18 protein-coding genes are annotated in these 23,413 nt (G+C 69.6%); 12 read left to right on the forward strand and 6 right to left on the reverse strand.

The window, feature by feature from the left end; translation table 11 throughout:
- Window positions 1-40: 40 nt before the first annotated feature.
- Entirely contained in the window at window positions 41-1,762 is a 1,722-nt protein-coding gene (locus ACIQV3_RS12710; protein ID WP_403712419.1) for a PQQ-binding-like beta-propeller repeat protein, read from the reverse strand.
- A gap of 199 nt (window positions 1,763-1,961) precedes the next feature.
- Here ACIQV3_RS12710 and ACIQV3_RS12715 point away from each other — a divergent pair, with 199 nt between their 5' ends.
- Window positions 1,962-3,176: an RNA-guided endonuclease InsQ/TnpB family protein gene (locus tag ACIQV3_RS12715; RefSeq protein ID WP_403712604.1), complete on the forward strand. Its 1,215-nt coding sequence runs from the start codon at window positions 1,962-1,964 to the stop codon at window positions 3,174-3,176.
- On the opposite strand, the gene ACIQV3_RS12720 is transcribed toward ACIQV3_RS12715, so the two are convergent.
- The 5 genes from ACIQV3_RS12720 to ACIQV3_RS12740 all read right to left on the reverse strand — a co-directional run bounded on the left by ACIQV3_RS12720 (window position 3,135) and on the right by ACIQV3_RS12740 (window position 7,419).
- Window positions 3,135-3,464, reverse strand: coding sequence for a protein kinase (locus ACIQV3_RS12720; protein ID WP_403712420.1), 330 nt, complete (start codon window positions 3,462-3,464; stop codon window positions 3,135-3,137). The genes ACIQV3_RS12715 and ACIQV3_RS12720 overlap by 42 nt on opposite strands.
- 84 nt (window positions 3,465-3,548) lie before the next feature.
- Window positions 3,549-4,322: a succinate dehydrogenase/fumarate reductase iron-sulfur subunit gene (locus tag ACIQV3_RS12725; RefSeq protein ID WP_403712421.1), complete on the reverse strand. Its 774-nt coding sequence runs from the start codon at window positions 4,320-4,322 to the stop codon at window positions 3,549-3,551.
- Window positions 4,319-6,232 carry a fumarate reductase/succinate dehydrogenase flavoprotein subunit gene (locus ACIQV3_RS12730; protein WP_403712422.1) on the reverse strand — a complete coding sequence of 638 codons (1,914 nt, stop codon included), beginning with the start codon at window positions 6,230-6,232 and terminating at the stop codon, window positions 4,319-4,321. The genes ACIQV3_RS12725 and ACIQV3_RS12730 overlap by 4 nt, the downstream gene beginning before the upstream one ends.
- Complete coding sequence (locus ACIQV3_RS12735) at window positions 6,232-7,056, reverse strand: hypothetical protein (protein WP_403712423.1); 825 nt, start codon at window positions 7,054-7,056, stop codon at window positions 6,232-6,234. The genes ACIQV3_RS12730 and ACIQV3_RS12735 overlap by 1 nt, the downstream gene beginning before the upstream one ends.
- Before the next feature lie 132 nt (window positions 7,057-7,188).
- On the reverse strand, window positions 7,189-7,419 hold the full coding sequence (locus ACIQV3_RS12740) for a hypothetical protein (protein WP_403712424.1): 231 nt from the start codon (window positions 7,417-7,419) through the stop codon (window positions 7,189-7,191).
- 361 nt (window positions 7,420-7,780) lie between these two features.
- On the opposite strand from ACIQV3_RS12740, the gene ACIQV3_RS12745 reads away from it, so the two are divergent.
- The 11 genes from ACIQV3_RS12745 to ACIQV3_RS12795 all read left to right on the forward strand — a co-directional run bounded on the left by ACIQV3_RS12745 (window position 7,781) and on the right by ACIQV3_RS12795 (window position 23,406).
- Window positions 7,781-10,123 (forward strand): ABC transporter family substrate-binding protein, encoded by a 2,343-nt coding sequence (locus tag ACIQV3_RS12745; RefSeq protein ID WP_403712425.1) that lies wholly within the window; start codon window positions 7,781-7,783, stop codon window positions 10,121-10,123.
- 345 nt (window positions 10,124-10,468) lie between these two features.
- Complete coding sequence (typA, locus tag ACIQV3_RS12750) at window positions 10,469-12,373, forward strand: translational GTPase TypA (RefSeq protein WP_327304774.1); 1,905 nt, start codon at window positions 10,469-10,471, stop codon at window positions 12,371-12,373.
- A gap of 440 nt (window positions 12,374-12,813) precedes the next feature.
- Window positions 12,814-14,448 (forward strand): ABC transporter substrate-binding protein, encoded by a 1,635-nt coding sequence (locus ACIQV3_RS12755; RefSeq protein WP_403712426.1) that lies wholly within the window; start codon window positions 12,814-12,816, stop codon window positions 14,446-14,448.
- Between the two features lie 174 nt (window positions 14,449-14,622).
- On the forward strand, window positions 14,623-15,555 hold the full coding sequence (locus ACIQV3_RS12760) for an ABC transporter permease (protein WP_403712605.1): 933 nt from the start codon (window positions 14,623-14,625) through the stop codon (window positions 15,553-15,555).
- Window positions 15,548-16,495, forward strand: a complete 948-nt coding sequence (locus ACIQV3_RS12765; RefSeq protein WP_403712427.1) for an ABC transporter permease — start codon at window positions 15,548-15,550, stop codon at window positions 16,493-16,495. Before ACIQV3_RS12760 ends, ACIQV3_RS12765 begins: the two co-directional genes overlap by 8 nt.
- Window positions 16,496-16,515: 20 nt before the next feature.
- The gene (locus ACIQV3_RS12770) at window positions 16,516-17,562 is read left to right on the forward strand and encodes an ABC transporter ATP-binding protein (protein WP_403712606.1); all 1,047 of its coding nucleotides are present in this window, start codon (window positions 16,516-16,518) and stop codon (window positions 17,560-17,562) included.
- Window positions 17,555-18,604, forward strand: coding sequence for an ABC transporter ATP-binding protein (locus ACIQV3_RS12775; RefSeq protein WP_403712428.1), 1,050 nt, complete (start codon window positions 17,555-17,557; stop codon window positions 18,602-18,604). The genes ACIQV3_RS12770 and ACIQV3_RS12775 overlap by 8 nt, the downstream gene beginning before the upstream one ends.
- Before the next feature lie 160 nt (window positions 18,605-18,764).
- Window positions 18,765-19,715: a GNAT family N-acetyltransferase gene (locus ACIQV3_RS12780; RefSeq protein ID WP_403712429.1), complete on the forward strand. Its 951-nt coding sequence runs from the start codon at window positions 18,765-18,767 to the stop codon at window positions 19,713-19,715.
- 108 nt (window positions 19,716-19,823) lie between these two features.
- Window positions 19,824-21,452 carry an ABC transporter substrate-binding protein gene (locus ACIQV3_RS12785; RefSeq protein ID WP_403712430.1) on the forward strand — a complete coding sequence of 543 codons (1,629 nt, stop codon included), beginning with the start codon at window positions 19,824-19,826 and terminating at the stop codon, window positions 21,450-21,452.
- 30 nt (window positions 21,453-21,482) lie between these two features.
- Window positions 21,483-22,406 carry an ABC transporter permease gene (locus ACIQV3_RS12790; protein WP_327304767.1) on the forward strand — a complete coding sequence of 308 codons (924 nt, stop codon included), beginning with the start codon at window positions 21,483-21,485 and terminating at the stop codon, window positions 22,404-22,406.
- Entirely contained in the window at window positions 22,399-23,406 is a 1,008-nt protein-coding gene (locus ACIQV3_RS12795; RefSeq protein ID WP_403712431.1) for an ABC transporter permease, read from the forward strand. The genes ACIQV3_RS12790 and ACIQV3_RS12795 overlap by 8 nt, the downstream gene beginning before the upstream one ends.
- The last annotated feature ends 7 nt before the right edge of the window (window positions 23,407-23,413 follow it).

Raw genomic sequence — 23,413 nt, forward strand, 5'->3', positions numbered from 1 at the left:
TATGGGCGGATCAACCCTCCCGCACCCGGAGCCCTCCCGGCTACGGCAGGCCGTACGCCGTCAGTTCCGGGCGGGACAGGACCAGGTGGTCGCCGATCAGCAGGGCGTCGGCCTTGGCCAGCGGCGGGTGGTCCCAGTGCCGGCGCGGTCTGCCCGAGAACGGGTCCAGGACCGCCACGTACGGGTCCGACGAGCGGCCGAGGAGACCGCGCCGCCCGCCCTGGGGGACTTTGACGTACAGGCCCTGCGGACGCAGCCCCAGCAGTTCGAGCCCGCACCCCGCCCCGCCGCACCGGGCCGCCTGGCGCTGCCAGCGCAGCGCGCCCGTCGCCGCGTCGAGCGCCAGGACCGTGTCCCAGCCGTCCCGGCTGTCCCGGCCCTCCCGGCCCTCCGGCGCGTGCGAGGCCGCGTACACCGTGCCGCGTTCGACGAGCAGGCCCTGCGCCAGGGGGCCCGGCGCGGAGCGCCACACCTCCCGGCCGGAGCCCTGGTCCAGGGCCAGCAGCGCGCCCTCGTCCAGGAGGTGGACGAGGCCGCTCCCGGCGAGCCGCGGATCGTGCAGCGTGCGCGCCGTGGGGCGGGACCGCCGGAAGGACCACACCGGTCGGCCGGTCGGCAGGTGCAGCGCCCGCAGTCGCAGATCGTCCGCGAGGACCAGGCAGTCGCCCACCGCGGCGGGGGAGCGCGTCGCCGGGTCGGGAACGGGGCGCTGCCACAGGATCTCGCCCGTCGCCGCCCGCAGCGCGGTCAGGTCCCCCGGCGCCCCGTGCACCAGCACCGGCCCGACGCAGAGCAGCGCCCGCGGCGCGGGGAGGCCGGCGCCTTCGGTGCCGGGCAGCGGCCGCGTGCCGGGCAGGTCGCGCCACCAGCGCACCCGGCCGTCCCGCGGCTCGCGCGCCAGCAGCCGCGCCCCCGGCGTGCCCTCCCGCCGCACCTCGACGTAGACCGTGCCGGCGTCCGCCGCGCAGGACACCAGCACCCGCCCGGCTCCCGGCAGCGGCGGCGCGGCCGCGCCCTCGTCGGCATACGCCGTCCACAGGGTCACGCCCGCGTCCGTCCCCACGCAGCCCACCTCGGTCCCCTCGCGCCACACCATGCGCGCGCCGGCCGCGTACAGGTCGGCCGGTCGGGCCCCGGTGCGCCACGCCCGTTCCCCGGGGGCCGCCGCGGGCCCGCGGCGGGTCGTTTCGGCGCGACCCGTCAGCGCCGGACCGGACGGCGGCGGGCTCCCGGCGTCGGCGGCGGCCTCCGCCAGCCAGGGCGTCCCGCCCGTCGCCACGCACTCCCGGGCGATCCGGGCCAGCGCCCGGGCCCGCTCCGCCGCGTCCGGCAGGTTCCGGGCCCGGCCCGCGCGCTCCCGGGCCACCGCCGGGTCCAGCGGCGGCCGGGCCTCCTGCTCGACGCGGGCCCGGGCGGAGGCCAGCGAGGCCAGGGCGTGGCCGGTCTTCTCGTCGGCGGCCTCCTGCGGGTCGTGGCGCAGCAGCCGGGCGGCCTGGCTCCGCAGCCGCTCCGCCGCTGCGAGCTGCCCCTGCTCGGCGTGGTGCGCGGCCTCCTCGCGCAGCCAGGCCGCCCGCTCCTCCAGGAACCGGGGCAGCTCCTCCTCGGCCTGCGCCAGCGCCCGGGCCCCGCCCGCCGGGTCCCCGGCCTCGGCCCGGTCGCGCGCCACCTGGCACAGTGCCAGCAGCCGTCCCCCGGCGGAGCCGATGCGCTCGCACAGCCGCAGGGCCGCCGCCAAGTCGTTCGGGGCGACGGCCAGCACCATGTCGTAGGTGGCGGCCCCGCGCAGTCCGGCGTCCTGGATCAGCGCGAGGCTCAGTTCGGCCTCGGCGGGATCGGCCGCCGCGACGGCCGTGGCGATGCGGGCGCCGAGCCGCTTCTCGGCCGGGCCGTCCGCGAAGTGGTCCGCGTTGTCAGTGGCCTCCGCTACGTTGATTCAGAGATCTCGAGGGGGGTGGTCCGTGGTGATCCGTGCGTACAAGTTCCTCATGCGGCCCACCGTGGGCCAGGAGGTTACCCTCGGCGTGATGCTGCGGGATCACTGCTCGCTGTACAACGGGGCGTTACAGGAACGTCGCGACGCGTGGCGGCATGCTTCGAAGACGAGCGTCAGGTACGGGATGCAGTCGGCGCAGCTCAAAGGCATCCGGGCGTTCGACCCGGAGAGCCAGGGAGGATGGTCGTTCTCCTCTCAGCAGGCCACACTTCGCCGTCTGGACAAGGCCTTTGCCGCGTTCTTCCGCCGGGTTAAGGCAGGTGAGGCTCCCGGTTACCCGCGCTTTCGCGGCGCGTCCTGGTTCGACACGGTGGTTTTCCCGAAGGATGGCGACGGCTGCCGCTGGAACTCCACCCCGAACGACCCCGTCACCCGCGTCCGGTTCCAAGGCATCGGGCACGTCAAGGTCAACCAGCACTGGCCGGTGGTCGGGCGGGTGAAGACCGTCTCGGTGAAGCGTGAGGGCAGGAAGTGGTTCGTCGTCCTCACCGCCGAGCAGGATCAGCCCGAACCACTGCCCGAGACGGGCAGCGTGGTCGGCATCGACCTGGGTATTGCTTCCTTCCTCACCGACTCGAACGGTGTGCACGTCCCCAACCCGCGTCACGGCCGCCGTGCCGCCTCCCGGCTCGAAGCCGCACAGCAGGCCCTCGCCCGGTTCCCGCGAGTACGCCGGGACAAGCGCACAGCCAACCATCGGCGCGCGGTCGAGAAGGTCGCCGCCCTGCACGGCAAGGTCCGTCGTCAGCGGCTCGACCATGCGCACAAGACCGCCCTCGCACTCGTGCGTGAACACGATCTCATCGCGCACGAAGACCTGAAGATCCGCAACATGATCCGGTCGCCCGCGCCGAAGTCGGACCCTGCCCGGGAAGGCGCCTTCCTGCCCAACGGGGCCGCCGCCAAGGCCGGGCTCAACAAGTCGATCAAGGATGCCGGTTGGGGGGTGTTCCTGACGATCCTGCACGCCAAGGCTGAAAGCGCCGGACGGGAAGTGATCGCAGTGGACCCCCGCAACACCTCCCGAACCTGCCCCCAATGCGGGCACATCGCAGCGGAGAACCGGCCCACACAGGAGAAGTTCGACTGCGTCTCGTGTGGCCATCAAGCGCACGCCGACACAGTTGGAGCCGTCAACGTCCTACGGGCCGGGCTGGTCCGCCGCACCGCCAACACGGCATAGCGGGAAGCCCCCGGATTCGTCCGGGGGAGGAGTCACCACGATGAAGAGCCGTCCGTCCTCCTGGCCCACGTCGTGCACCACGGTGATGCCGGGGTGCTGGAGCCGCGCCCCGATCGTGGCCTCGCGCCGGAAGCGGGCGACCAGCTCGTCGTTCGTGGCCGCCTCCAGCAGTACCTTCACCGCCACGGCCCGCTCCAGCGCCGTGTCGTGCGCCCGCCACACCTCGCCCATGCCGCCCTGGCCGAGAGGCTGTTCGAGGCGGTACCGGCCCGCCAGCTGATCCCCCACCCGCACCGCGAAAGCCCCCTGACGTGACGTCAACGACGTTACTCAGGGGGCATTCTGTCGTGCGAAGTGAACGGCTGGGGGCGGCTATGTGCCTGAACGCCGCCGGATCTTGCTTCCCAGCCACACGAGCGGGTCGTACTTGCGGTCCACGGCCCGCTCCTTCAGTGGGATCAGGGCGTTGTCGGTGATCTTGATCCCCTCCGGGCAGACCTCCGTGCAGCACTTGGTGATGTTGCAGTAGCCGAGCCCGTGCTCCTCCTGCGCCGTGCGCTTGCGGTCCAGGCCCGCCTCGGCCGCCGCGTCCAGCGGGTGCATGTCCAGCTCCGCCACCCGCATCAGGAAGCGCGGACCGGCGAAGGCCCCCTTGTTCTCCTCGTGGTCGCGCACCACGTGACAGGTGTCCTGGCACAGGAAGCACTCGATGCACTTCCTGAACTCCTGCGAGCGCTCCACGTCGATCTGCTGCATCCGGTACTCGCCCGGAGCCACCCCCGCGGGCGGCACGAACGCGGGCACCTCGCGCGCCTTCTGGTAGTTGAAGGACACGTCCGTCACCAGATCGCGGACGACCGGGAAGGCCCGCAGCGGGGTCACGGTGATCGTCTCCTCGCGGGAGAAGGTCGACATCCGCGTCATGCACATCAGCCGCGGCCGCCCGTTGACCTCCGCGCTGCACGAACCGCACTTGCCCGCCTTGCAGTTCCACCGCACCGCGAGGTCGGACGCCTGGGTGGCCTGGAGCCGGTGGACGATGTCCAAGACCACCTCCCCGTCGTTCACCTCCACGGTGAAGTCGCGCAGCTCACCGCCCTTCGCGTCGCCCCGCCAGATCCGGAACGCGGCATCGTAGCTACTCACTCGTACAGCTCCTCTTCGGCGAGGTACTTGACCAGCTCTTCCTTCTCGAAGAGCGCGAGCAGGTCGGATCGGATGGGATCGGTGCGCACCCGGGTCAGCTCGATCCGGTCGGCCGCGGGATCCGAGGGGGCCGGGTCGACCGGCCGGCACAGCAGGTTCACGGGCCGCCAGGAACGTTCCATCGCCGGGCAGTCCTCACGGGTGTGCCCGCCCCGGCTCTCGGTGCGCTCCAGGGCCGCGCGGGCCACGCACTCGCTGACGAGCAGCATGTTGCGCAGGTCCAGGGCCAGGTGCCAGCCCGGGTTGAACTGCCGGTGCCCCTCGACCCCGGCCCGGGAGGCCCGTACGCGCAGGGCCGCGAGCTTCTCCAGGGCCTGGGCCATCTCGCCCTCGCGGCGGATGATCCCGACGAGGTCGTTCATCGCCGTCTGGAGCTCCTGGTGCAGGGTGTACGGGTTCTCCGCGCCCTCGGCGGCGTGGAACGGGGCCAGCGCCTCCGCGGCCGCCGCGTCGATCTGCGCCTGGGACACCTCGGGCCGCCCGCCGACGGCCGGGGCGTCCCGCGCGGCGTACTCGGCCGCGTGCAGCCCGGCCCGGCGGCCGAAGACCAGCAGGTCGGAGAGGGAGTTCCCGCCGAGCCGGTTCGAGCCGTGCATGCCGCCCGCGACCTCACCGGCGGCGAACAGTCCCGGTACCCCGAGGGTGGCGGCCGTGTCGGACTCGACCGCGATGCCGCCCATCACGTAGTGGCAGGTCGGGCCGACCTCCATCGGCTCGGCGGTGATGTCCACGTCCGCCAGCTCCTTGAACTGGTGGTACATCGACGGCAGCCGCCGTTTGATCTTCTCGGCCGGCATCCGGGTGGACACGTCGAGGAACACCCCGCCGTGCGGGGACCCGCGCCCGGCCTTGACCTCGGAGTTGATGGCGCGGGCCACCTCGTCGCGGGGGAGCAGCTCGGGCGGACGCCGGTTGTGGTCGGGGTCCTCGTACCAGCGGTCGCCCTCCTCCTCGGACTGCGCGTACTTCTCCTTGAACACGTCCGGGATGTAATCGAACATGAACCGCTTGCCCTCGCTGTTGCGCAGCACCCCGCCGTCGCCGCGCACCGACTCGGTGACGAGGATGCCCTTGACCGAGGGCGGCCAGACCATGCCGGTCGGGTGGAACTGCACGAACTCCATGTTCAGCAGCGGCGCCCCGGCGAGCAGCGCCAGCGCGTGGCCGTCACCGGTGTACTCCCACGAGTTGGACGTGGTCTTGAAGGACTTCCCGATCCCGCCCGTGGCCAGCACCACCGCCGGGGCCTCCAGGACGAAGAACCGCCCGGTCTCGCGCTCGTAGCAGAAGGTCCCGGAGACCCTCTCGCCGTCCTTCATGACGCGCGTGACCGTGCACTCCTGGAAGACCTTGAGCCGGGCCTCGTAGTCCCCGTACTCCTTGAAGTCTTCCTGCTGGAGCTGGACGATCTTCTGCTGGAGGGTGCGGATCAGCTCCAGCCCGGTCCGGTCGCCGACGTGCGCGAGCCGCGGGTACTCGTGCCCGCCGAAGTTGCGCTGCGATATCTTCCCGTCCGGCGTGCGGTCGAAGAGCGCGCCCCAGGTCTCCAGCTCCCAGACCCGGTCCGGCGCCTCCTTGGCGTGCAGCTCCGCCATCCGCCACTGGTTCAGGAACTTGCCGCCGCGCATCGTGTCGCGGAAGTGCACCTGCCAGTTGTCGCCCTCGTTGACGTTGCCCATGGAGGCGGCGATCCCGCCCTCCGCCATCACGGTGTGGGCCTTGCCGAAGAGGGATTTGCAGATCACGGCCGTACGGGCGCCCCGCTCGCGCGCCTCGATCGCGGCCCGCAGCCCGGCGCCGCCGGCCCCGACCACGACCACGTCCCACTGCTGCCGTTCCACTTGGGTCACTAGAAGATCCTCGGGTCGGAGAAGGCGCCGCTGGCCACCAGGTAGACGTAGAAGTCGCACGCGGCGACGCTGATCAGGGAGGCCCACGCCAGCTGCATGTGACGGGTGTTGAGGCGGCTGATCCAGCCCCACAGCCGGTAGCGGACCGGGTGTTTTGAGAAGTGCTTGAGGCGGCCGCCCATGATGTGCCGGCAGGAGTGGCAGGACAGGGTGTAGGCCCAGATCAGCGCGATGTTGACGACGAAGAGCAGCGTTCCGAGGCCCATGTGGCCCCACTCGTACTGCTCGTTTCGGAAGGTCAGCACGGTGTCGTAGGTGAGGATGCCCGCGACCGGGACCGCCGCGTAGAAGAAGTACCGGTGCATGTTCTGGAAGATCAGCGGGAAGCGGGTCTCACCGCTGTACGAGGCGTGCGGCTCGGCGACGGCGCAGGCGGGCGGCGAGGCCCAGAAGCCCCGGTAGTAGGCCTTGCGGTAGTAGTAGCAGGTCAGCCGGAAGCCGAGCGGGAAGACCAGGACCAGCAGCGCGGGGGACAGACCCCACCAGCTGCCGAAGAGGTCGAGGTTCGGGCCGCCGCGCATGTCCGCGCAGTTCTCCGCGAGGCACGGGGAGTAGAACGGGGAGACGTACGGCGCCGCGTAGTAGTCGGCGTTGGCGAAGGCCCGCCAGGTCGAGTAGACGATGAAGGCGAACAGCCCGGCCGCGGTGCCGGCGGGCGAGAGCCACCACCGGTCGGTCCGCAGGTGCCGGGCCGCGATCGCGGCCCGCGAGGCGTCGTGGACGCCGCCGGGCCGCTGTGGGGATGGTTGGGTGCCTGTGGCCAAGAGGGACTCCGGGTGGAGTGATGAGGGGTGCCCCCGGGGACCCGGCCGCCGTCGCTGCGGGTGACCGGGTCCGGCGGGGTGCGTGGCGGGGTGCGTGGTGGGTGTGCGGGAGGGGTGCGCGGGAGGGGCGGGTCAGGGGGCGCGGCGGCCGCGGGCGCCGAGGCCCTCGTCGTCGGCGTCCGTCCACAGCGCGCTGTCGTACGGGGTGTCCGGGACGCTGACCATCGCGCCCTCGCCGGGAGGCCGGGAGGCGGCCGACCCCTGACGGGCCGTGTTCGCGACCTCCCGCTCCAGCCGTTCCACGGAACGGACCAGCTCGTTCAGGTTGCGCCGTACGGCGGTCAAATCATCTTGCAGGGACATGACTTGCCCTCACTTCCGCTGGGTGCGGTGGCAACGCTCATGTGCGCCTGCGAGTGTCGCGCCTCATATCCCCGGTTGTGAAGGGACGTGCAGCGATTGCGGGCGCGCAGGCGTGAACCGTGCGCCCTCTCCGCTCCCCTTTCATCCCTCTTACGGGGGAACGCCCGCCCGGAAAGCAAGCCGGATTGGTCCGCACGGGTGGGGTTCGCGGCGTGGCGAGGGTCGGCTGCGGTGGGTGCGGCGGGGTGTCGATTTCAGTGGGTTTCGGCACCCAGTGTGATCAGCTCCATATACCGCCGAACGTGATCGAAACATCCCCCTTTCACGGCTCCCCCCACGCCCCGTCCCGGAGGTACCACCCATGTCCCAGAGAAGGCGCAGGTCCTTGGCGCTCCTGACCTCGGGAGTTCTTGCACTGCCGCTGCTCGCGGGCTGCGGCGCGGGTGAAGACGAGGGAGGCCCGGCCGCCGCCGGCCAGGACATCGCGGCCAGCACCCGCGACAAGGTCAAGGACGGCGGGGTGCTGCGGTGGGCCGTGGACTCCATGCCGGGCACCCTCAACGCCTTCCAGGCCGATGCGGACGCCACCACCAACCGGATCGCCGGGGCGGTACTGCCCCAGCTGTTCGTGCTGGACGGCAAGGGGCGGCCGGTGGCCAACCCCGACTACCTGGAGAAGGCCGAGGTCGTCGAGCGGGAGCCCAAGCAGGTCGTCCTGTACAAGCTCAACCAGCAGGCCGTCTGGAGCGACGGCCGCGAGATCGGCGCCGCCGACTTCGTCGCCCAGTGGCGGGCCCTGAACGGCAAGGACTCCGCGTACTGGACGGCGCGCAACGCCGGCTACGACCGGATCGAGAAGATCGAGCGCGGCAAGACGGACCTGGAGGTCAAGGTCACCTTCGTCAGGCCGTACGCCGACTGGCGCTCCCTCTTCAGCCCCCTTTACCCCAAGCAGGTCACCGGCACCCCGGAGGCTTTCAACGAGGGAGCCCGGGGCGCCCTGAAGGTCACCGCGGGCCCCTTCGGGCTGGGCGCCATCGACAAGAAGACGGGTACGGCCTCGCTGACCCGCAACCCGCGCTGGTGGGGCAGCCCCGCCAAGCTCGACACCCTGGTCCTCACCGCGGTGCCCCGCTCCGAACGCCCCGCCGCGCTGGCCGCCGGGAAGCTCGACCTGGCGGAGATCGACCGCACCGGGGCCGACCGGATCGCCCTGGCCCGCCGCGACGCCGACAAGGCCGACGGGGCCCACGGCCCGGCCGCCTCGGTGACGGCCGCGCAGGCCACCCTCTCGTGGGCGCTGGCCTTCGGCCTGGACGAGGACAAGGCCAAGGAGGCGCAGGACACCCGCCAGAAGCACGCGGAGTCGGTGAAGCGGTACGCCGCGGAGCAGAGCGCCCTGCGCGGCTTCACCGTCCGCAAGTCCCTGGAGCCCGCCTACACCCAGCTCGCCATGAACGGGGCGAGCGGCCCCCTCGCCGACGAGCGGGTACGCCGCGCCGTGGCCCGCGCCCTGGACCGCCAGGCGCTCGCCGACATCGTCCTCAAGCCGCTGGGCCTGCCCGCGAAGCCGGTGGGCAGCCACCTCGCGCTGGCCGGGCAGCAGGCGTACGCCGACAACAGCGACGCCCTCGGCGGCCAGGACACCCAGGCCTCGCAGGCCCTGCTCGCGGACGCCGGCTGGCGCCGGGGCGGCAAGATCACCGAGCCGGCCGGCGCGAAGGCGGGCTCGGAGGCCTCCGAGGAGACGGACGACTCCAAGACGCCCGCCGTCCCGGCCGCGGGCCCGGGCACCGGCAACGACGGCCTCTACATCGTCGGCCAGGAGGACGGGCGCAACGGCGACGGACTGGCCGGCGACGGGCGGCCCGACGGGGAGATCGTCGACGCCGACGCCTTCGCGGCGGGCGAGCGGAGCGGACAGAACCGCCCCTCCCCGGTACTCGCCCCGGCCCCCTTCGCCGACCTCCAGGAGCAGCACCTGCGCACCCAGGCCGAGGCCCAGGCCGACGCCGTGGACGACGGCAAGCGCAGCCCGGCCCTCGACGCCGAGACCGCGGCCGAACCGGCGGACCCGGCCAACGCGAGCCCCGCCCCGGCCCCCGCCAAGCAGGCCGTACGCACCTCCGGCAGCATGCTCGCCAAGGACGGCAAGCCGCTCGCCCTGCGCTTCGTCCTGCCGGCCGGTCCCGGCTCGGAGGCGCTGCGCACGGTCGGCGAGCGGATCGCCCAGATGCTCCAGAAGGTCGGCGTGCAGACCGAGCTGACCAAGGTGGCCGACGAGAGCTTCTTCAAGGACCACATCGCCTCGGGCCAGTACGACCTGGCGCTCTACTCGTGGCCCGCGACCGCCTACCCGGCGACCGACGCCCGGCCCATCTTCGCCAAGCCGGAGCCGGCCGCCGACGGCTCGCTCCTGGTCGAACAGAACTACACCCGGGTCGGCACCGACCACATCGACCAGCTCTTCGACCAGGCGCTCGGCGAGCTGGACGAGGCGGCCTCCCGCGAGCTGATGCGCAAGGCCGACGCCCGGATCTGGGCGACGGCCGGATCCATCCCGCTCTACCAGCGCCCCGAGCTGGTGGCCGTGAAGCCGGGTCTCATCAACGCGGGCGCCTTCGGCCTCGGAGCTCCGCGCTACCAGGACATCGGCTGGAAGAAGCCGGCGTCCGGGGCCAAGGACAAGAACCCGAAGAAGTAACGCGAAGAAATAGCGCGAAGAAGTGATGACGAACAGGTGCATCCGGGGTTGATTCGAAGGTCTCAAGCTCAGATGTGACTCAAGTCCCTTGCCCGCCGGATCACCCGGCGGGCAAGGTCGTACGTACCCGTTGACCCGCGTGTTTACAGGCTCCACCCATGGTCGGGTCCCCCCACCCAGGACCCGGCCTTGCTCAGTCGTCCGGCCTCTTGACAGACCCCCCGGCAGGCGGTTCCCGCCAGCCGACGTACGATGGGGTAAGGCCGTGGCAGGTTTTCCGCCCGGTCGAGGCGCGCGTGCCGGACCGTACGCGTCGCCATCCACGATCCCGGGAGAAGCGCCGAAGTGCCCACGCGCCACGACATCCGTAACGTCGCCATCGTCGCCCACGTCGACCATGGCAAGACGACCATCGTCGATGCCATGCTCAAGCAGGCCGGTGCCTTCGCCGCCCACCAGCACCTCGACGACCGCATGATGGACTCGAACGACCTGGAGCGTGAGAAGGGCATCACGATCCTCGCCAAGAACACGGCGGTGAAGTACCACCCCAAGGACGGCGGGGCGCCCATCACGATCAACATCATCGACACCCCCGGCCACGCCGACTTCGGTGGTGAGGTCGAGCGCGGTCTGTCGATGGTGGACGCGGTCGTCCTGCTGGTGGACGCCTCCGAGGGTCCCCTGCCCCAGACCCGCTTCGTCCTGCGCAAGGCCCTGCAGGCGAAGATGCCGGTCATCCTCTGCATCAACAAGACGGACCGCCCGGACTCCCGGATCGACGAGGTCGTCAACGAGACGTACGACCTCTTCCTCGACCTGGACGCCGACGAGGACCAGATCGAGTTCCCGATCGTCTACGCCTGTGGCCGTGACGGCGTGGCCTCGCTGACCAAGCCGGAGGACGGCACCGTCCCCGCGGACAGCGACAGCCTGGAGCCCTTCTTCTCCACCATCCTGGCCCACGTCCCGGCCCCGGTGTACGACGACGAGGCGCCCCTCCAGGCCCACGTCACCAACCTGGACGCGGACAACTTCCTCGGCCGCATCGCGCTGGTGCGCGTCGAGCAGGGCGAGCTCCGCAAGGGTCAGACCGTCGCGTGGATCAAGCGTGACGGCACCATCTCCAACGTCCGCATCACCGAGCTGATGATGACCGAGGCGCTCACCCGCAAGCCGGCCGAGGTGGCGGGCCCGGGTGACATCTGTGCGGTCGCCGGTTTCCCCGACATCATGATCGGCGAGACCCTGGCCGACCCGGAGAACCCGATCGCGCTCCCGCTGATCTCGGTCGACGAGCCGGCGATCTCCATGACCATCGGTACGAACACCTCCCCGATGGTCGGCCGCGGCGGCAGCGGCAAGGGCGCGGACGCCAAGTCCGCGGTCAAGGACCGCAAGGTCACCGCCCGCCAGGTCAAGGACCGTCTGGACCGCGAGCTGGTCGGTAACGTCTCGCTCCGCGTCCTCGACACCGAGCGTCCCGACGCCTGGGAGGTCCAGGGCCGTGGTGAGCTCGCGCTCGCCATCCTGGTCGAGCAGATGCGCCGCGAGGGCTTCGAGCTGACCATCGGCAAGCCGCAGGTGGTCACGCAGGTGATCGACGGCAAGGTGCACGAGCCGGTCGAGCGCATGACGGTCGACGTCCCCGAGGAGCACATGGGCGCGGTCACGCAGCTCATGGGCGTCCGCAAGGGCCGCATGGACAACATGTCGAACCACGGCTCCGGCTGGGTCCGCATGGAGTTCGTCGTCCCGTCCCGCGGCCTCATCGGCTTCCGTACCGAGTTCCTGACCGGTACGCGCGGCACGGGCATCGCCCACTCGATCCACGAGGGCCTCGAGCCGTGGTTCGGCCCGCTGGTGACCCGTAACAACGGTTCGCTGGTCGCCGACCGCTCCGGTTCGGTCACGCCGTTCGCGATGATCAACCTGCAGGAGCGCGGCGTCCTGTTCACCGAGCCCGGCACCGAGGTGTACGAGGGCATGATCGTCGGCGAGAACTCCCGCGCCGACGACATGGACGTGAACATCACCAAGGAGAAGAAGCTCACCAACATGCGTGCGGCTTCGGCGGACAACACCGAGAACGTGGTGCCCCCGCGCAGGCTCTCCCTGGAGCAGTCCCTGGAGTTCTGCCGCGACGACGAGTGCGTCGAGGTGACCCCGGAGGCCGTCCGCATCCGCAAGGTCGTCCTGGACCAGAAGGACCGTTCGCGCACCGCTTCGCGCGCCAAGTCCGGCAAGTAGTCGCGTAGGACCTAGGTCACACCTGGGTCCTGCCCGCCGCCGCCTCAAGTGAACGGCCCCCTTCGTCACGTACACCGTGACGTAGGGGGCCGTTCGCTTTTGTCAAGCGGATTATTTGGGTCCGGTGTCCGCATACCGACCGTGACACTCCGGAAGAAGAGCTAACAGTCCGTTTCGTTCATGTCTGTCTCCTATCCGTTTGTCCGGATTTCGGGTTTTAGCCGTAGTGTGATGTTGTGAAAACGAGACCACTTAAGTGTGGTTTACGGTCAGGGCGTCCTCGAGGATGGCTCCATTGAGCTCGGGTCAATGGGTCACACGCTGTGGGGAGCGTCGACTCACGAGCACACTCGGGACACCGGTCCTATCGCCGTCAGGGGTGTCGGCGAAAAGCGCCTGTGTCCTTCACATCAGACAGTGGACTCATGAGGAGGAAACCCATGCGCGGTGCCAAGAGCGCCAAGTGGGTAACGGGCGCGATTGTCGTCGCCCTGGCAGCGACTGCCTGTGGCGGCGGTGGCGAGAAGGCCGGCGCCAAGGGTGAGGTTGACCCGAACGGCATCTTCTCGATCGAGGTGGGCGAGCCGGAGAAGCTCCTCCAGCCGGCCGACACGATGGAGTCCAACGGCTCGATCGCGATGTCGGGTCTGTTCTCCCAGCTCGTCGACTACGACGCCGACGGCAAGATCGTCAACGTGAACGCCGAGTCGGTCACGAGCACGGACAGCAAGCTCTGGACCGTCAAGCTGAAGCCCGGCTGGACCTTCCACGACGGCACCAAGGTGACCGCCGAGTCCTACGTCAAGGCGTGGAACTGGGCCGCGAACATCAACAACAAGCAGGGCAACGCGTCCTGGTTCGCCGACATCAAGGGCTTCGAAGCCCTGCACCCCGAGGCGGAGGGCGCCAAGCCCACCGGTGACGCCCTCGAGGGTCTGAAGATCGTCGACGAGAACACCTTCACCATCGAGCTCGCCAACGCGGTGCCGTACTTCGCGTACAAGCTCGGCTACGAGGTCTTCTCCCCGCTGCCCGCCTCGTTCTACGCGGACCCCGCGGCCGCCGGTGAGAAGCCGGTCGGCAACGGCCCGTACAAGTTCAAGTCGTGGGAGCACAAGAAGCAGATCGAGCTCACGCGCTTCGACGACTACAAGGGTGTCGACAAGGCGAAGAACGGCGGTGTGATTCTCAAGAACTACACCACCCTCGAGACCGCCTACGAGGACCTGAAGTCGGGCAACGTCGACGTCCTGCGTCAGATCAGCCCGAAGGACCTCCCGGTCTACCGCGCCGACCTCGGTGACCGCGCCGTGGACCAGGCGTACTCCGCCGTCCAGACGCTGGCCATCGCGTTCTACGCCGACCAGTGGAAGACCCCGAAGCCGGTCAACCCGAAGGTCATCCAGGGCCTGTCGAAGGCGATCGACCGCGACACCATCACCAAGACCGTGCTCCAGGGCACCCGCGAGCCGGCCACCGGCTGGGTCGCCAAGGGCGTCCTCGGCTACACGCCGACCGGCTCCGGTGACGTCACCAAGTTCGACCCGGCGGCGGCCAAGGCCCTCATCGCCGAGGGCGGCGGCGTCCCGAACAACGAGATCTTCATCCAGTTCAACTCGGATGGCGGTCACAAGGAATGGGTCGAGGCCGTCTGCGGCAGCATCACCCAGTCCACCGGCGTCAAGTGCACCGGTGACGCCAAGCCGGACTTCCAGGCCGACCTCCAGGCCCGCAAGTCCAAGCAGGTCAAGTCGATCTACCGCTCCGGCTGGGTCCTCGACTACCCGGTGAACGCCAACTTCATCAGCGACCTGTTCCGTACGGGCGCCGGCGGCAACCAGGGTGGCTTCAGCAGCCCCGAGCTCGACGCCAAGATCGCCGCGGCGGACAGCGCCGCGACCCTCGACGAGTCCGTGAAGGCCTACCAGGCCATCGAGAAGGAACTCGTCAACTACATGCCTTCCATCCCGCTCTGGTACTACAAGGTCAACGCGGGCTACTCCGAGAAGGTCCAGAACGTGAAGTACGCCCAGGACGGCGACCCGATCCTCGACCAGGTCGAGGTCAAGAAGTAAGTCCTACCGCGTAATTCCTTTCGACGGATGTGGGCCGGCGGGGAGCCGGCCCACATTCGGGCCTACATGCAGCGCCCGGGGGGCCCTTTCGCGACGCAGTGACGGATCCGTCACGCGCGTGCGTGGCGAAAGGGCCCGTCCGGCTGCGCCTGCCGCATCTTCTACGGAGGCATGATGGGGCGCTATGTCGCACGACGACTGCTCCAGATGATCCCGGTCTTCTTCGGGACGACCCTGCTCATCTTTTTGATGGTGTACAGCCTGCCCGGCGATCCCGTGGCCGGACTCTTCGGGGACAAGGGCACCGACCCCGCAACGCTGGCCGCCCTGCGTAAGCAGCACGGCCTGGACCTGCCGTTGTGGCAGCAGTACTACAACTACATCACCGGCATCCTGTTCCACTTCGACTTCGGGTCCCAGATCCGCAGTGGACGTGAGATCACCGAAGTGGTCGGCGCGGCCTTCCCGGTCACGCTGCGGCTGGCGTTCCTGGCGTTCGCGATCGAGATCGTCCTGGGTCTGACCCTCGGCATCGTCGCCGGCCTCAAGGCCGGCAAGCTCGCCGACAACCTGATCCTGATCCTCACCCTGCTGATCATCTCGATGCCGGTCTTCGTCCTCGGCTTCATCGTCAAGTCGGTGTTCGCCTTCCAGCTCGGCTGGATCGAGCCGAACGTCAGCAACGACGAGACCTGGGGCGAACTGCTCGCGCCGGCCATCGTGCTCGGCTCGCTCTCGCTCGCCTACGTGGCCCGCCTGACGCGCACCTCGATGGCGGAGAACCTGCGCGCGGACTACGTCCGCACCGCCGTGGCCAAGGGCCTGCCCAAGCGCCGCGTCATCGGTGTGCACCTCATGCGCAACTCGATGATCCCCGTCGTCACCTTCCTCGGCACCGACATCGGCGCCCTGATGGGCGGCGCCCTCGTCACCGAAGGCATCTTCAACGTCCACGGCGTCGGCGGTCTGATCTACGAATCGGTCGTCCGCCGTGAAGGCCAGACCGTGGTCGGTGTCGTCACCGTCCTCGTCGTGGTCTACCTGATAGCCAGCCTGCTCGTCGACCTCCTCTACGCGGTCATGGACCCGAGGATCCGGTATGCCTGATCTGACCAAGACCGACATCGTGGCGGCCGAGACCTCCGGGGCGCCCGCCGCCCCGGTGGAGCCGGCGAAGGCCGAGAAGGCACGCAGCCTCTGGGGCGACGCCTGGGCCGACCTGCGTCGCAACCCGTACTTCGTCATTTCCTCGGCGCTGATCTTCGTGCTCCTCGTGATCGCCGCCTTCCCGGGCTGGTTCACCAGCATCGACCCCACCAAGGGCGACCTGGTCAACCACTTCCTCGGCAAGCCGGAGCTGGCCAAGGTCGGTTCTCCCGAGTGGCTCGGCTGGGACGGCCAGGGACGCAGCGTCTACGCGCGGCTCATCTACGGCACCCGCGCCTCGGTCATCGTCGCGATCTCCGTGACCGCGATCGTCACCGTGCTCGGCAGCATCACCGGCATGATCGCCGGTTACTTCGGCGGCGTCACCGACGCGATCATGTCGCGCATCACCGACATCTTCTTCGGCATCCCGTTCCTGCTCGGCGCGATGGTCGTCCTCCAGGCCTTCACCGACCGCACCGTGTGGACGGTCGTCTTCGCCCTGGCCTTCCTCGGCTGGACGCAGATCAACCGCGTCATGCGCGGCGCGGTCATCACCGTGAAGCAGGCCGACTACGTGCACGCCGCCAAGGCCCTCGGCGCCGGCACCACGCGGATCCTGATCAAGCACATCCTGCCGAACGCCATGGCCCCGGTGATCGTGGTCGCCACGATCGCGCTCGGTGGCTACATCGCGGCCGAGGCCACCCTGTCCTACCTGGGTCTGGGCCTCGCGTCGCCGACCATCTCGTGGGGCGTGGACATCTCCGCCGGTTCGCAGCAGATCCGAGTGGCCCAGCACATCCTGCTGTACCCCTCGATCATGCTCAGCATCACCGTCCTCGCCTTCATCATGCTCGGCGAAGCGGTCCGCAACGCCCTCGACCCCAAGCTGCGCTGAGGAGGGCGTAAGTGATCACTATGGACAACACCTCCAGCCTTCCCTCCCCGCGTGACGGGGCCCCGCAGACGCCGCTCCTCGAAGTGCGCGACCTGCACGTCGAGTTCCACACCCGCGACGGTGTGGCCAAGGCAGTCAACGGCGTCAACTACTCCGTGAGCGCCGGCGAGACCCTCGCCGTCCTCGGTGAGTCCGGCTCCGGCAAGTCCGTGACGGCCCAGGCCATCATGGGCATCCTCGACATGCCCCCCGGCAAGATCCCGCAGGGCGAGATCCTCTTCCGCGGCCAGGACATGCTCAAGATGAGCTTCGAGGAGCGGCGCAAGCTGCGCGGCCGGAAGATCGCCATGATCTTCCAGGACGCCCTGTCCTCCCTGAACCCGGTGCTCACCGTCGGCTACCAGCTGGGCGAGATGTTCCGCGTCCACGAGGGCATGTCGAAGAAGGACGCCCGGCTCAAGGCCATCGAGCTGATGGAGAAGGTCAAGATCCCGGCGGCGAAGGAGCGGGTCGACGACTACCCGCACCACTTCTCCGGCGGTATGCGCCAGCGCATCATGATCGCCATGGCGATCGCGCTGGAGCCCGACCTGATCATCGCGGACGAGCCGACGACCGCCCTGGACGTCACCGTCCAGGCCCAGGTCATGGACCTGCTCGCCGAGCTCCAGCGCGAACTGAACATGGGCCTGATCCTGATCACCCACGACCTCGGCGTGGTCGCCGACGTCGCGGACAAGATCGCGGTCATGTACGCCGGCCGGATCGTCGAGACCGCTCCGGTCCACGAGATCTACAAGCGCCCGGCGCACCCGTACACCCGGGGCCTGCTGGACTCGATCCCGCGCCTGGACCAGAAGGGCCAGGAGCTCTTCGCGATCAAGGGCCTGCCGCCGAACCTGCTGCGCCTGCCCACCGGCTGCTCGTTCAGCCCGCGCTGCCCCGCGGCGCAGGACATCTGCCGGTCCGAGATCCCCGCACTGCAGCCCGTCAGCGAGCAGGACGGCAGCGAGCTGGCCGGCCGTCACAGCGCCTGCCACTTCTGGAAGGAGCAGCTCCATGGCTGAGCTCACCAACGCCCCCGCACGGGAGCCGATCCTCCAGGTCCGCGGCCTGGTCAAGCACTTCCCGCTGACCCAGGGAGTCCTGTTCAAGAAGCAGGTCGGCGCCGTCAAGGCCGTCGACGGGATCTCCTTCGACCTGTACCAGGGCGAGACCCTCGGCATCGTCGGCGAGTCCGGCTGTGGCAAGTCCACCGTCGCCAAGCTGCTGATGAACCTGGAACGCGCCACCGCCGGCGAGGTCTTCTACAAGGGCCAGGACATCACCAAGCTGTCCGGCCGCGCCCTGAAGGCCGTCCGCCGCAACATCCAGATGGTGTTCCAGGACCCGTACACCTCGCTGAACCCGCGCATGACGGTCGGCGACATCATCGGCGAGACCTACGACATCCACCCCGAGGTGGCCCCCAAGGGCGACCGGCGCCGCAAGGTGCAGGAACTCCTCGACGTCGTCGGCCTCAACCCGGAGTACATCAACCGGTACCCGCACCAGTTCTCCGGCGGCCAGCGCCAGCGCATCGGCATCGCCCGCGGCCTCGCGCTCAACCCGGAGATCATCATCTGCGACGAGCCGGTCTCCGCGCTCGACGTATCGGTGCAGGCCCAGGTCATCAACCTGATGGAGAAGCTGCAGGAGGAGTTCAACCTCTCCTACATCTTCATCGCGCACGACCTGTCGATCGTCCGGCACATCTCGGACCGCGTCGGCGTCATGTACCTCGGCAAGATGGCCGAGATCGGCACCGACGAGCAGATCTACGAGCACCCGACCCACCCGTACACCCAGGCACTGCTCTCCGCGGTGCCGGTGCCGGACCCGGCCGCCCGCGAGGGCCGCGAGCGGATCATCCTCACCGGTGACGTCCCCTCGCCGGCCAACCCGCCGTCGGGCTGCCGCTTCCGCACCCGCTGCTGGAAGGCCGAGGAGAAGTGCTCCGTGGAGGAGCCGCTGCTCGCCATCCCGGAGCGCTTCCAGGGCTCCAAGTCGCTGGCCGCGCACGAATCCGCCTGCCACTTCGCCGAGGAGAAGGCCGTCCTGGCCGTCTGACCCTCCGACAGCGACACAGCGACACAGCGGCACAGCGGCACCACAGGGCGCCCGTCACCGGATCTCTCCGGCGGCGGGCGCCCTGGCGTTCGCGCGTCCCGGCGTTCGCGCGCCGTGCACCCCCGGCCGCTGACGGAGCCCCGACGGCCACCATGGTCTGATGGCCCGCATGCTCACCGTTCGGCCCGCCGGGCCCTCCGACGCCGAGGACATCTGCGGGCTCCACAACGCCATCGACCGCATCGAGATCGGCCGCCCCGAAACCGACCTCGGCGCGGTGGAGGCCGATCTGCGCCACCCCGACGTGCACCTGGAGGCGGATTCCTTCCTCGCCTTCGAGAGCGGCCGCCTCCTCGGCTACGCCCTGGTGTGGGCCGACTCCGGCCCCGGCCGGGCCGACTGCCACTTCCGGGTCCTGCCGGGGCGCGGCGCGGCCGCCGTCCGGCTGCTGGAGCGGGTGGAGGCCAGGGCCCGCGAACTCACCACCGGAGCCCCGCACGCCTACCTGTGGCTCGCGCCGAGCGGGGGACGCACCCTTGACCCCGGACTGCTGCCCGGCCGCGGCTACCGCACGGTGCGCAGCTTCCGGGTGCTGACCCGCGCGCTCGGCCCCGCCGACACGCCCCCGGAGCCGCCCGCCGGGCTCACCCTTCGCCCCTGCGACGGCGACGAGAGCGAGCGCCGGCGCGCCCACGCCCTGATCGAGGAGACCTTCGCGGAGCACTTCGGGCACGTGGAGCGCCCGTACGAGCCCTGGCTGGACCAGATCGACGGCCGCGGCCTGGACTGGTCGCTGGTGTGGATCGCGAGCCTGCCCGGGCTGGGTGACGTAGGGGTGCTGCTCACCCGCGACGACCGCACCAGCATGGGCTGGCTCAGCCACCTCGGCGTTCGTGCGCGGGCCCGCGGCCGGGGCGTCGGCTCCTTCCTGCTGCGCCACTGCTTCGCCGCCTACGCCGCCCGCGGCCGCGCGACACTGGGCCTCGACGTGGACGTGGCCAACGCGAGCGGAGCGCTGCGGCTGTACGAGGCGCACGGCATGACCACGTACCACTCGGTGGACACCTGGGAGCTGATGCTGCGACGGTCCGCTTTGCACTCGCAGGGGTGACAGGCGGGGGGCGCGAGGGTGCAATCGGTCCAACGAGGAGTGTGCGGGATCCCACATAGGGTGACATTGGGCCCTAAGTGAGTCTTGGGATCCATGAGGAGGCACTCCATGCGCGGAGCCACCCACGCCAAGTGGGCCGCATGTGCGGCGGCCGTCGCCCTCGCGGCGACCGCCTGCGGCGGCGGAAGCGACAGCGGCGGAGGCGGCGCGGACGGCATCGTCAGCTCCTCGTGGGGAGACCCGCAGAACCCGCTGGAGCCCGCCAACACCAACGAGGTCCAGGGCGGCAAGGTCCTCGACATGCTCTTCCGGGGTCTCAAGCGGTACGACCCCGAGACCGGTGAGGCGAAGAACTTCCTCGCCGAGAAGATCGAGACCACCGACAGCCAGAACTTCACGATCACGCTGAAGGACGGCTGGAAGTTCAGCAACGACGAGCCGGTCACCGCGCAGTCCTTCGTGGACGCCTGGAACTACGGCGCGGACGTCACCAAGAAGCAGAACAACTCGCCCTTCTTCTCCGACATCGTCGGCTACGCGGACGTCCACCCCGAAAAGGGCGACCCCAAGGCCAAGACCATGTCCGGCCTGGTCGTCAAGGACCCCAAGACCTTCACGGTCGCCCTCAAGGAGAAGTTCTCCACCTGGCCCGAGACCCTCGGCTACCAGGCCTTCTCCCCGCTGCCCAAGGCCTTCTTCACCGACCACGACGCCTGGCTGAAGAAGCCCGTCGGCAACGGCCCGTACACGGTGGACTCGTACACCAAGGGCACCGGCATGAAGCTGCGCAAGTGGGACGCCTACCCGGGTGAGGACAAGGCGGTCAACGGCGGAGTGGACCTGAAGGTCTACACCGACAACAACACCGCCTACACCGACCTCATCTCCGGCAACCTCGACCTGGTCGACGACGTCCCGGCGCAGCAGCTGAAGAACGTCGCGAACGACCTCGGCGACCGCTACATCAACCAGCCGGCCCTCATCATCCAGACCCTCACCTTCCCGCTGTATGACCCGCAGTGGAGCAAGGAGGGCATGGACAAGGTCCGCCGCGGCATCTCGATGGCGATCAACCGCGACGAGATCACCAAGCAGATCTTCCGCGAGACCCGCACCCCGGCCAAGGACTGGACCTCCCCGGCCCTCGGCGACAAGGGCGGATTCTCCGCCACCGCCTGCGGTGAGGCCTGCTCCTTCAACCCCACCGAGGCCAAGAAGCTCATCCAGGAGGGCGGCGGCCTGCCCGGCGGCAAGGTCTCGCTGACCTCCAACGTGGACACCGGCTCGCACCGCGAGTGGATGGACGCCGTCTGCAACAGCATCAACAACGCGCTCGGCGAGGGTCCGGTCTGCACGGTCAACCCGATCGGTACCTTCGCCGACTTCCGCAACCAGCAGAGCAGCTTCAAGCTGACCGGCCCGTTCCGCTCCGGCTGGCAGGCCGACTACCCCCTGATCCAGAACTTCCTGGAGCCGCTCTACTACACCGGCGCGTCCTCCAACTACGGAAAGTTCAGCAACCCGGAGTTCGACAAGCTCGTCGACGCGGCGAACCGCGAGAGCGACGCCGCCAAGGCGACCGGCCTCTTCAAGGACGCCGAGAAGATCCTCGCCGAGCAGATGCCGTCCATCCCGCTCTGGTACCAGAACGGCAGCGCGGGCTACGGGGAGCGCGTCTCGGACGTGAAGCTCAACCAGTTCAGCGTCCCGGTGTACGACCAGATCAAGGTCAGCTGACCCGCCAACGGATCGAACCTGGAGCAGTCCATGGGACGTTATGTGATCCGGCGACTGCTCCAGATGATCCCCGTGTTCATCGGCAGCACGTTCCTGATCTTCTTCATGGTGTACGCGCTCGGTGATCCGGTCGCCGCCCTCTTCGGTGACAAGGCCCCCGACCCCGCCACCGCCGCGCGGATCCGCAAGGACCTCTACCTCGACCAGCCCCTGTGGAAGCAGTACCTGCACTACATGGGCCAGATCTTCCAGGGCGACTTCGGCACCGCCTTCAACGGCCAGAAGGTCACCGAACTCATGGCCTCGGCCTTCCCGGTGACCCTGCGCCTGACCATCGTCGCGATCGCCATCGAGATCGTCGTCGGCATCACCCTCGGCGTGATCAGCGGCCTCAAGCGCGGCAAGTCCATCGACAGCGGCGTGCTGGTCCTCACCCTCGTGGTGATCTCGGTGCCCACCTTCGTGACGGGCTACCTCCTCCAGTTCGTCTTCGGCGTCAAATGGGGCTGGGTGCGCCCCACCGTCTCCCCGGACGCCCCCTTCAGCGAACTGATCCTGCCCGGCATCGTCCTCGCGCTGGTGTCCCTCGCCTACGTCACCCGGCTGACCCGGACCTCCATCGCCGAGAACGTCAAGGCCGACTACGTCCGCACCGCCGTGGCCAAGGGCCTGCCCCGCCGCCGGGTCATCACCCGCCACCTGCTGCGCAACTCGCTGATCCCCGTGGTCACCTTCATCGGCACCGACATCGGCGCCCTGATGGGCGGAGCCATCGTCACCGAGCGGATCTTCAACATCCACGGGGTCGGCTACCAGCTCTACCAGGGCATCCTGCGCAACAACTCCCCGACGGTGGTCGGCTTCGTGACCATCCTCGTGATCGTCTTCCTGCTGGCGAACCTGCTCGTCGACCTGCTCTACGCGGTCCTGGACCCGAGGATCCGTTATGCCTGAGCCCGATCCCGAGCGCGCCGCCTACGATCCGCTGGGACCCGGCCCCCACGAGTCCATCGCCCCCACCGGCCAGGGGGGCGCCATGGATCTCGCCCTGGAGGAGGGCGAAAGCCTGGAGAAGAAGCTCGGGGGAGCCCCCGTAGGCCCGCAGGAGAAGGCCCGCTCCCTGTGGTCCGACGCCTGGCACCAACTGCGCCGCAACCCCGTCTTCCTCGTCTCCACGCTGCTGATCCTCTTCCTCGTGGTCATCTCCATCTGGCCCCAGCTCATCGCGAGCGGCGACCCGCTCCAGTGCGACCTGTCCAAGTCCCAGGAGGGCTCGTCCCCGGGCCACCCCTTCGGCTACGACACCCAGGGCTGCGACGTCTACACCCGTACCGTCTACGGGGCCCGCGCCTCCATCACCGTGGGCATCTGCGCCACCCTCGGCGCGGCCCTCCTCGGCTCCGCGCTCGGCGGGCTCGCCGGATTCTTCGGCGGCTGGGGCGACGCGCTGCTCTCCCGGGTCGCCGACATCTTCTTCGGCATCCCGGTGGTCCTCGGCGGCCTGGTCTTCCTGTCCGTGGTCACCAGCACCACCGTCTGGCCCGTCGTCGGCTTCATCGTGCTGCTCGGCTGGCCCCAGCTGGCCCGCATCGCCCGCGGTTCGGTCATCACCGCCAAACAGAACGACTACGTCCAGGCGGCGCGGGCGCTCGGAGCCGGCAACGGCCGGATGCTGCTGCGGCACGTGGCGCCCAACGCCATCGCGCCCGTCATCGTGGTCGCCACCATCGCGCTCGGCACGTACATCGCCCTGGAAGCCACCCTGTCCTTCCTCGGCGTCGGCCTGCGGCCGCCCACGGTCTCCTGGGGCATCGACATCTCCAACGCGGCCTCCCAGATCCGCAACGCCCCGCACATGCTGCTCTACCCGGCGGGCGCGCTCAGCATCACCGTGCTCGCGTTCATCATGCTCGGCGACGCGGTGCGCGACGCCCTCGACCCCAAGCTGCGCTGAGGAGCCC

Source organism: Streptomyces sp. NPDC099050 (assembly GCF_044759865.1).
Classification (GTDB): Bacteria; Actinomycetota; Actinomycetes; order Streptomycetales; family Streptomycetaceae; genus Streptomyces.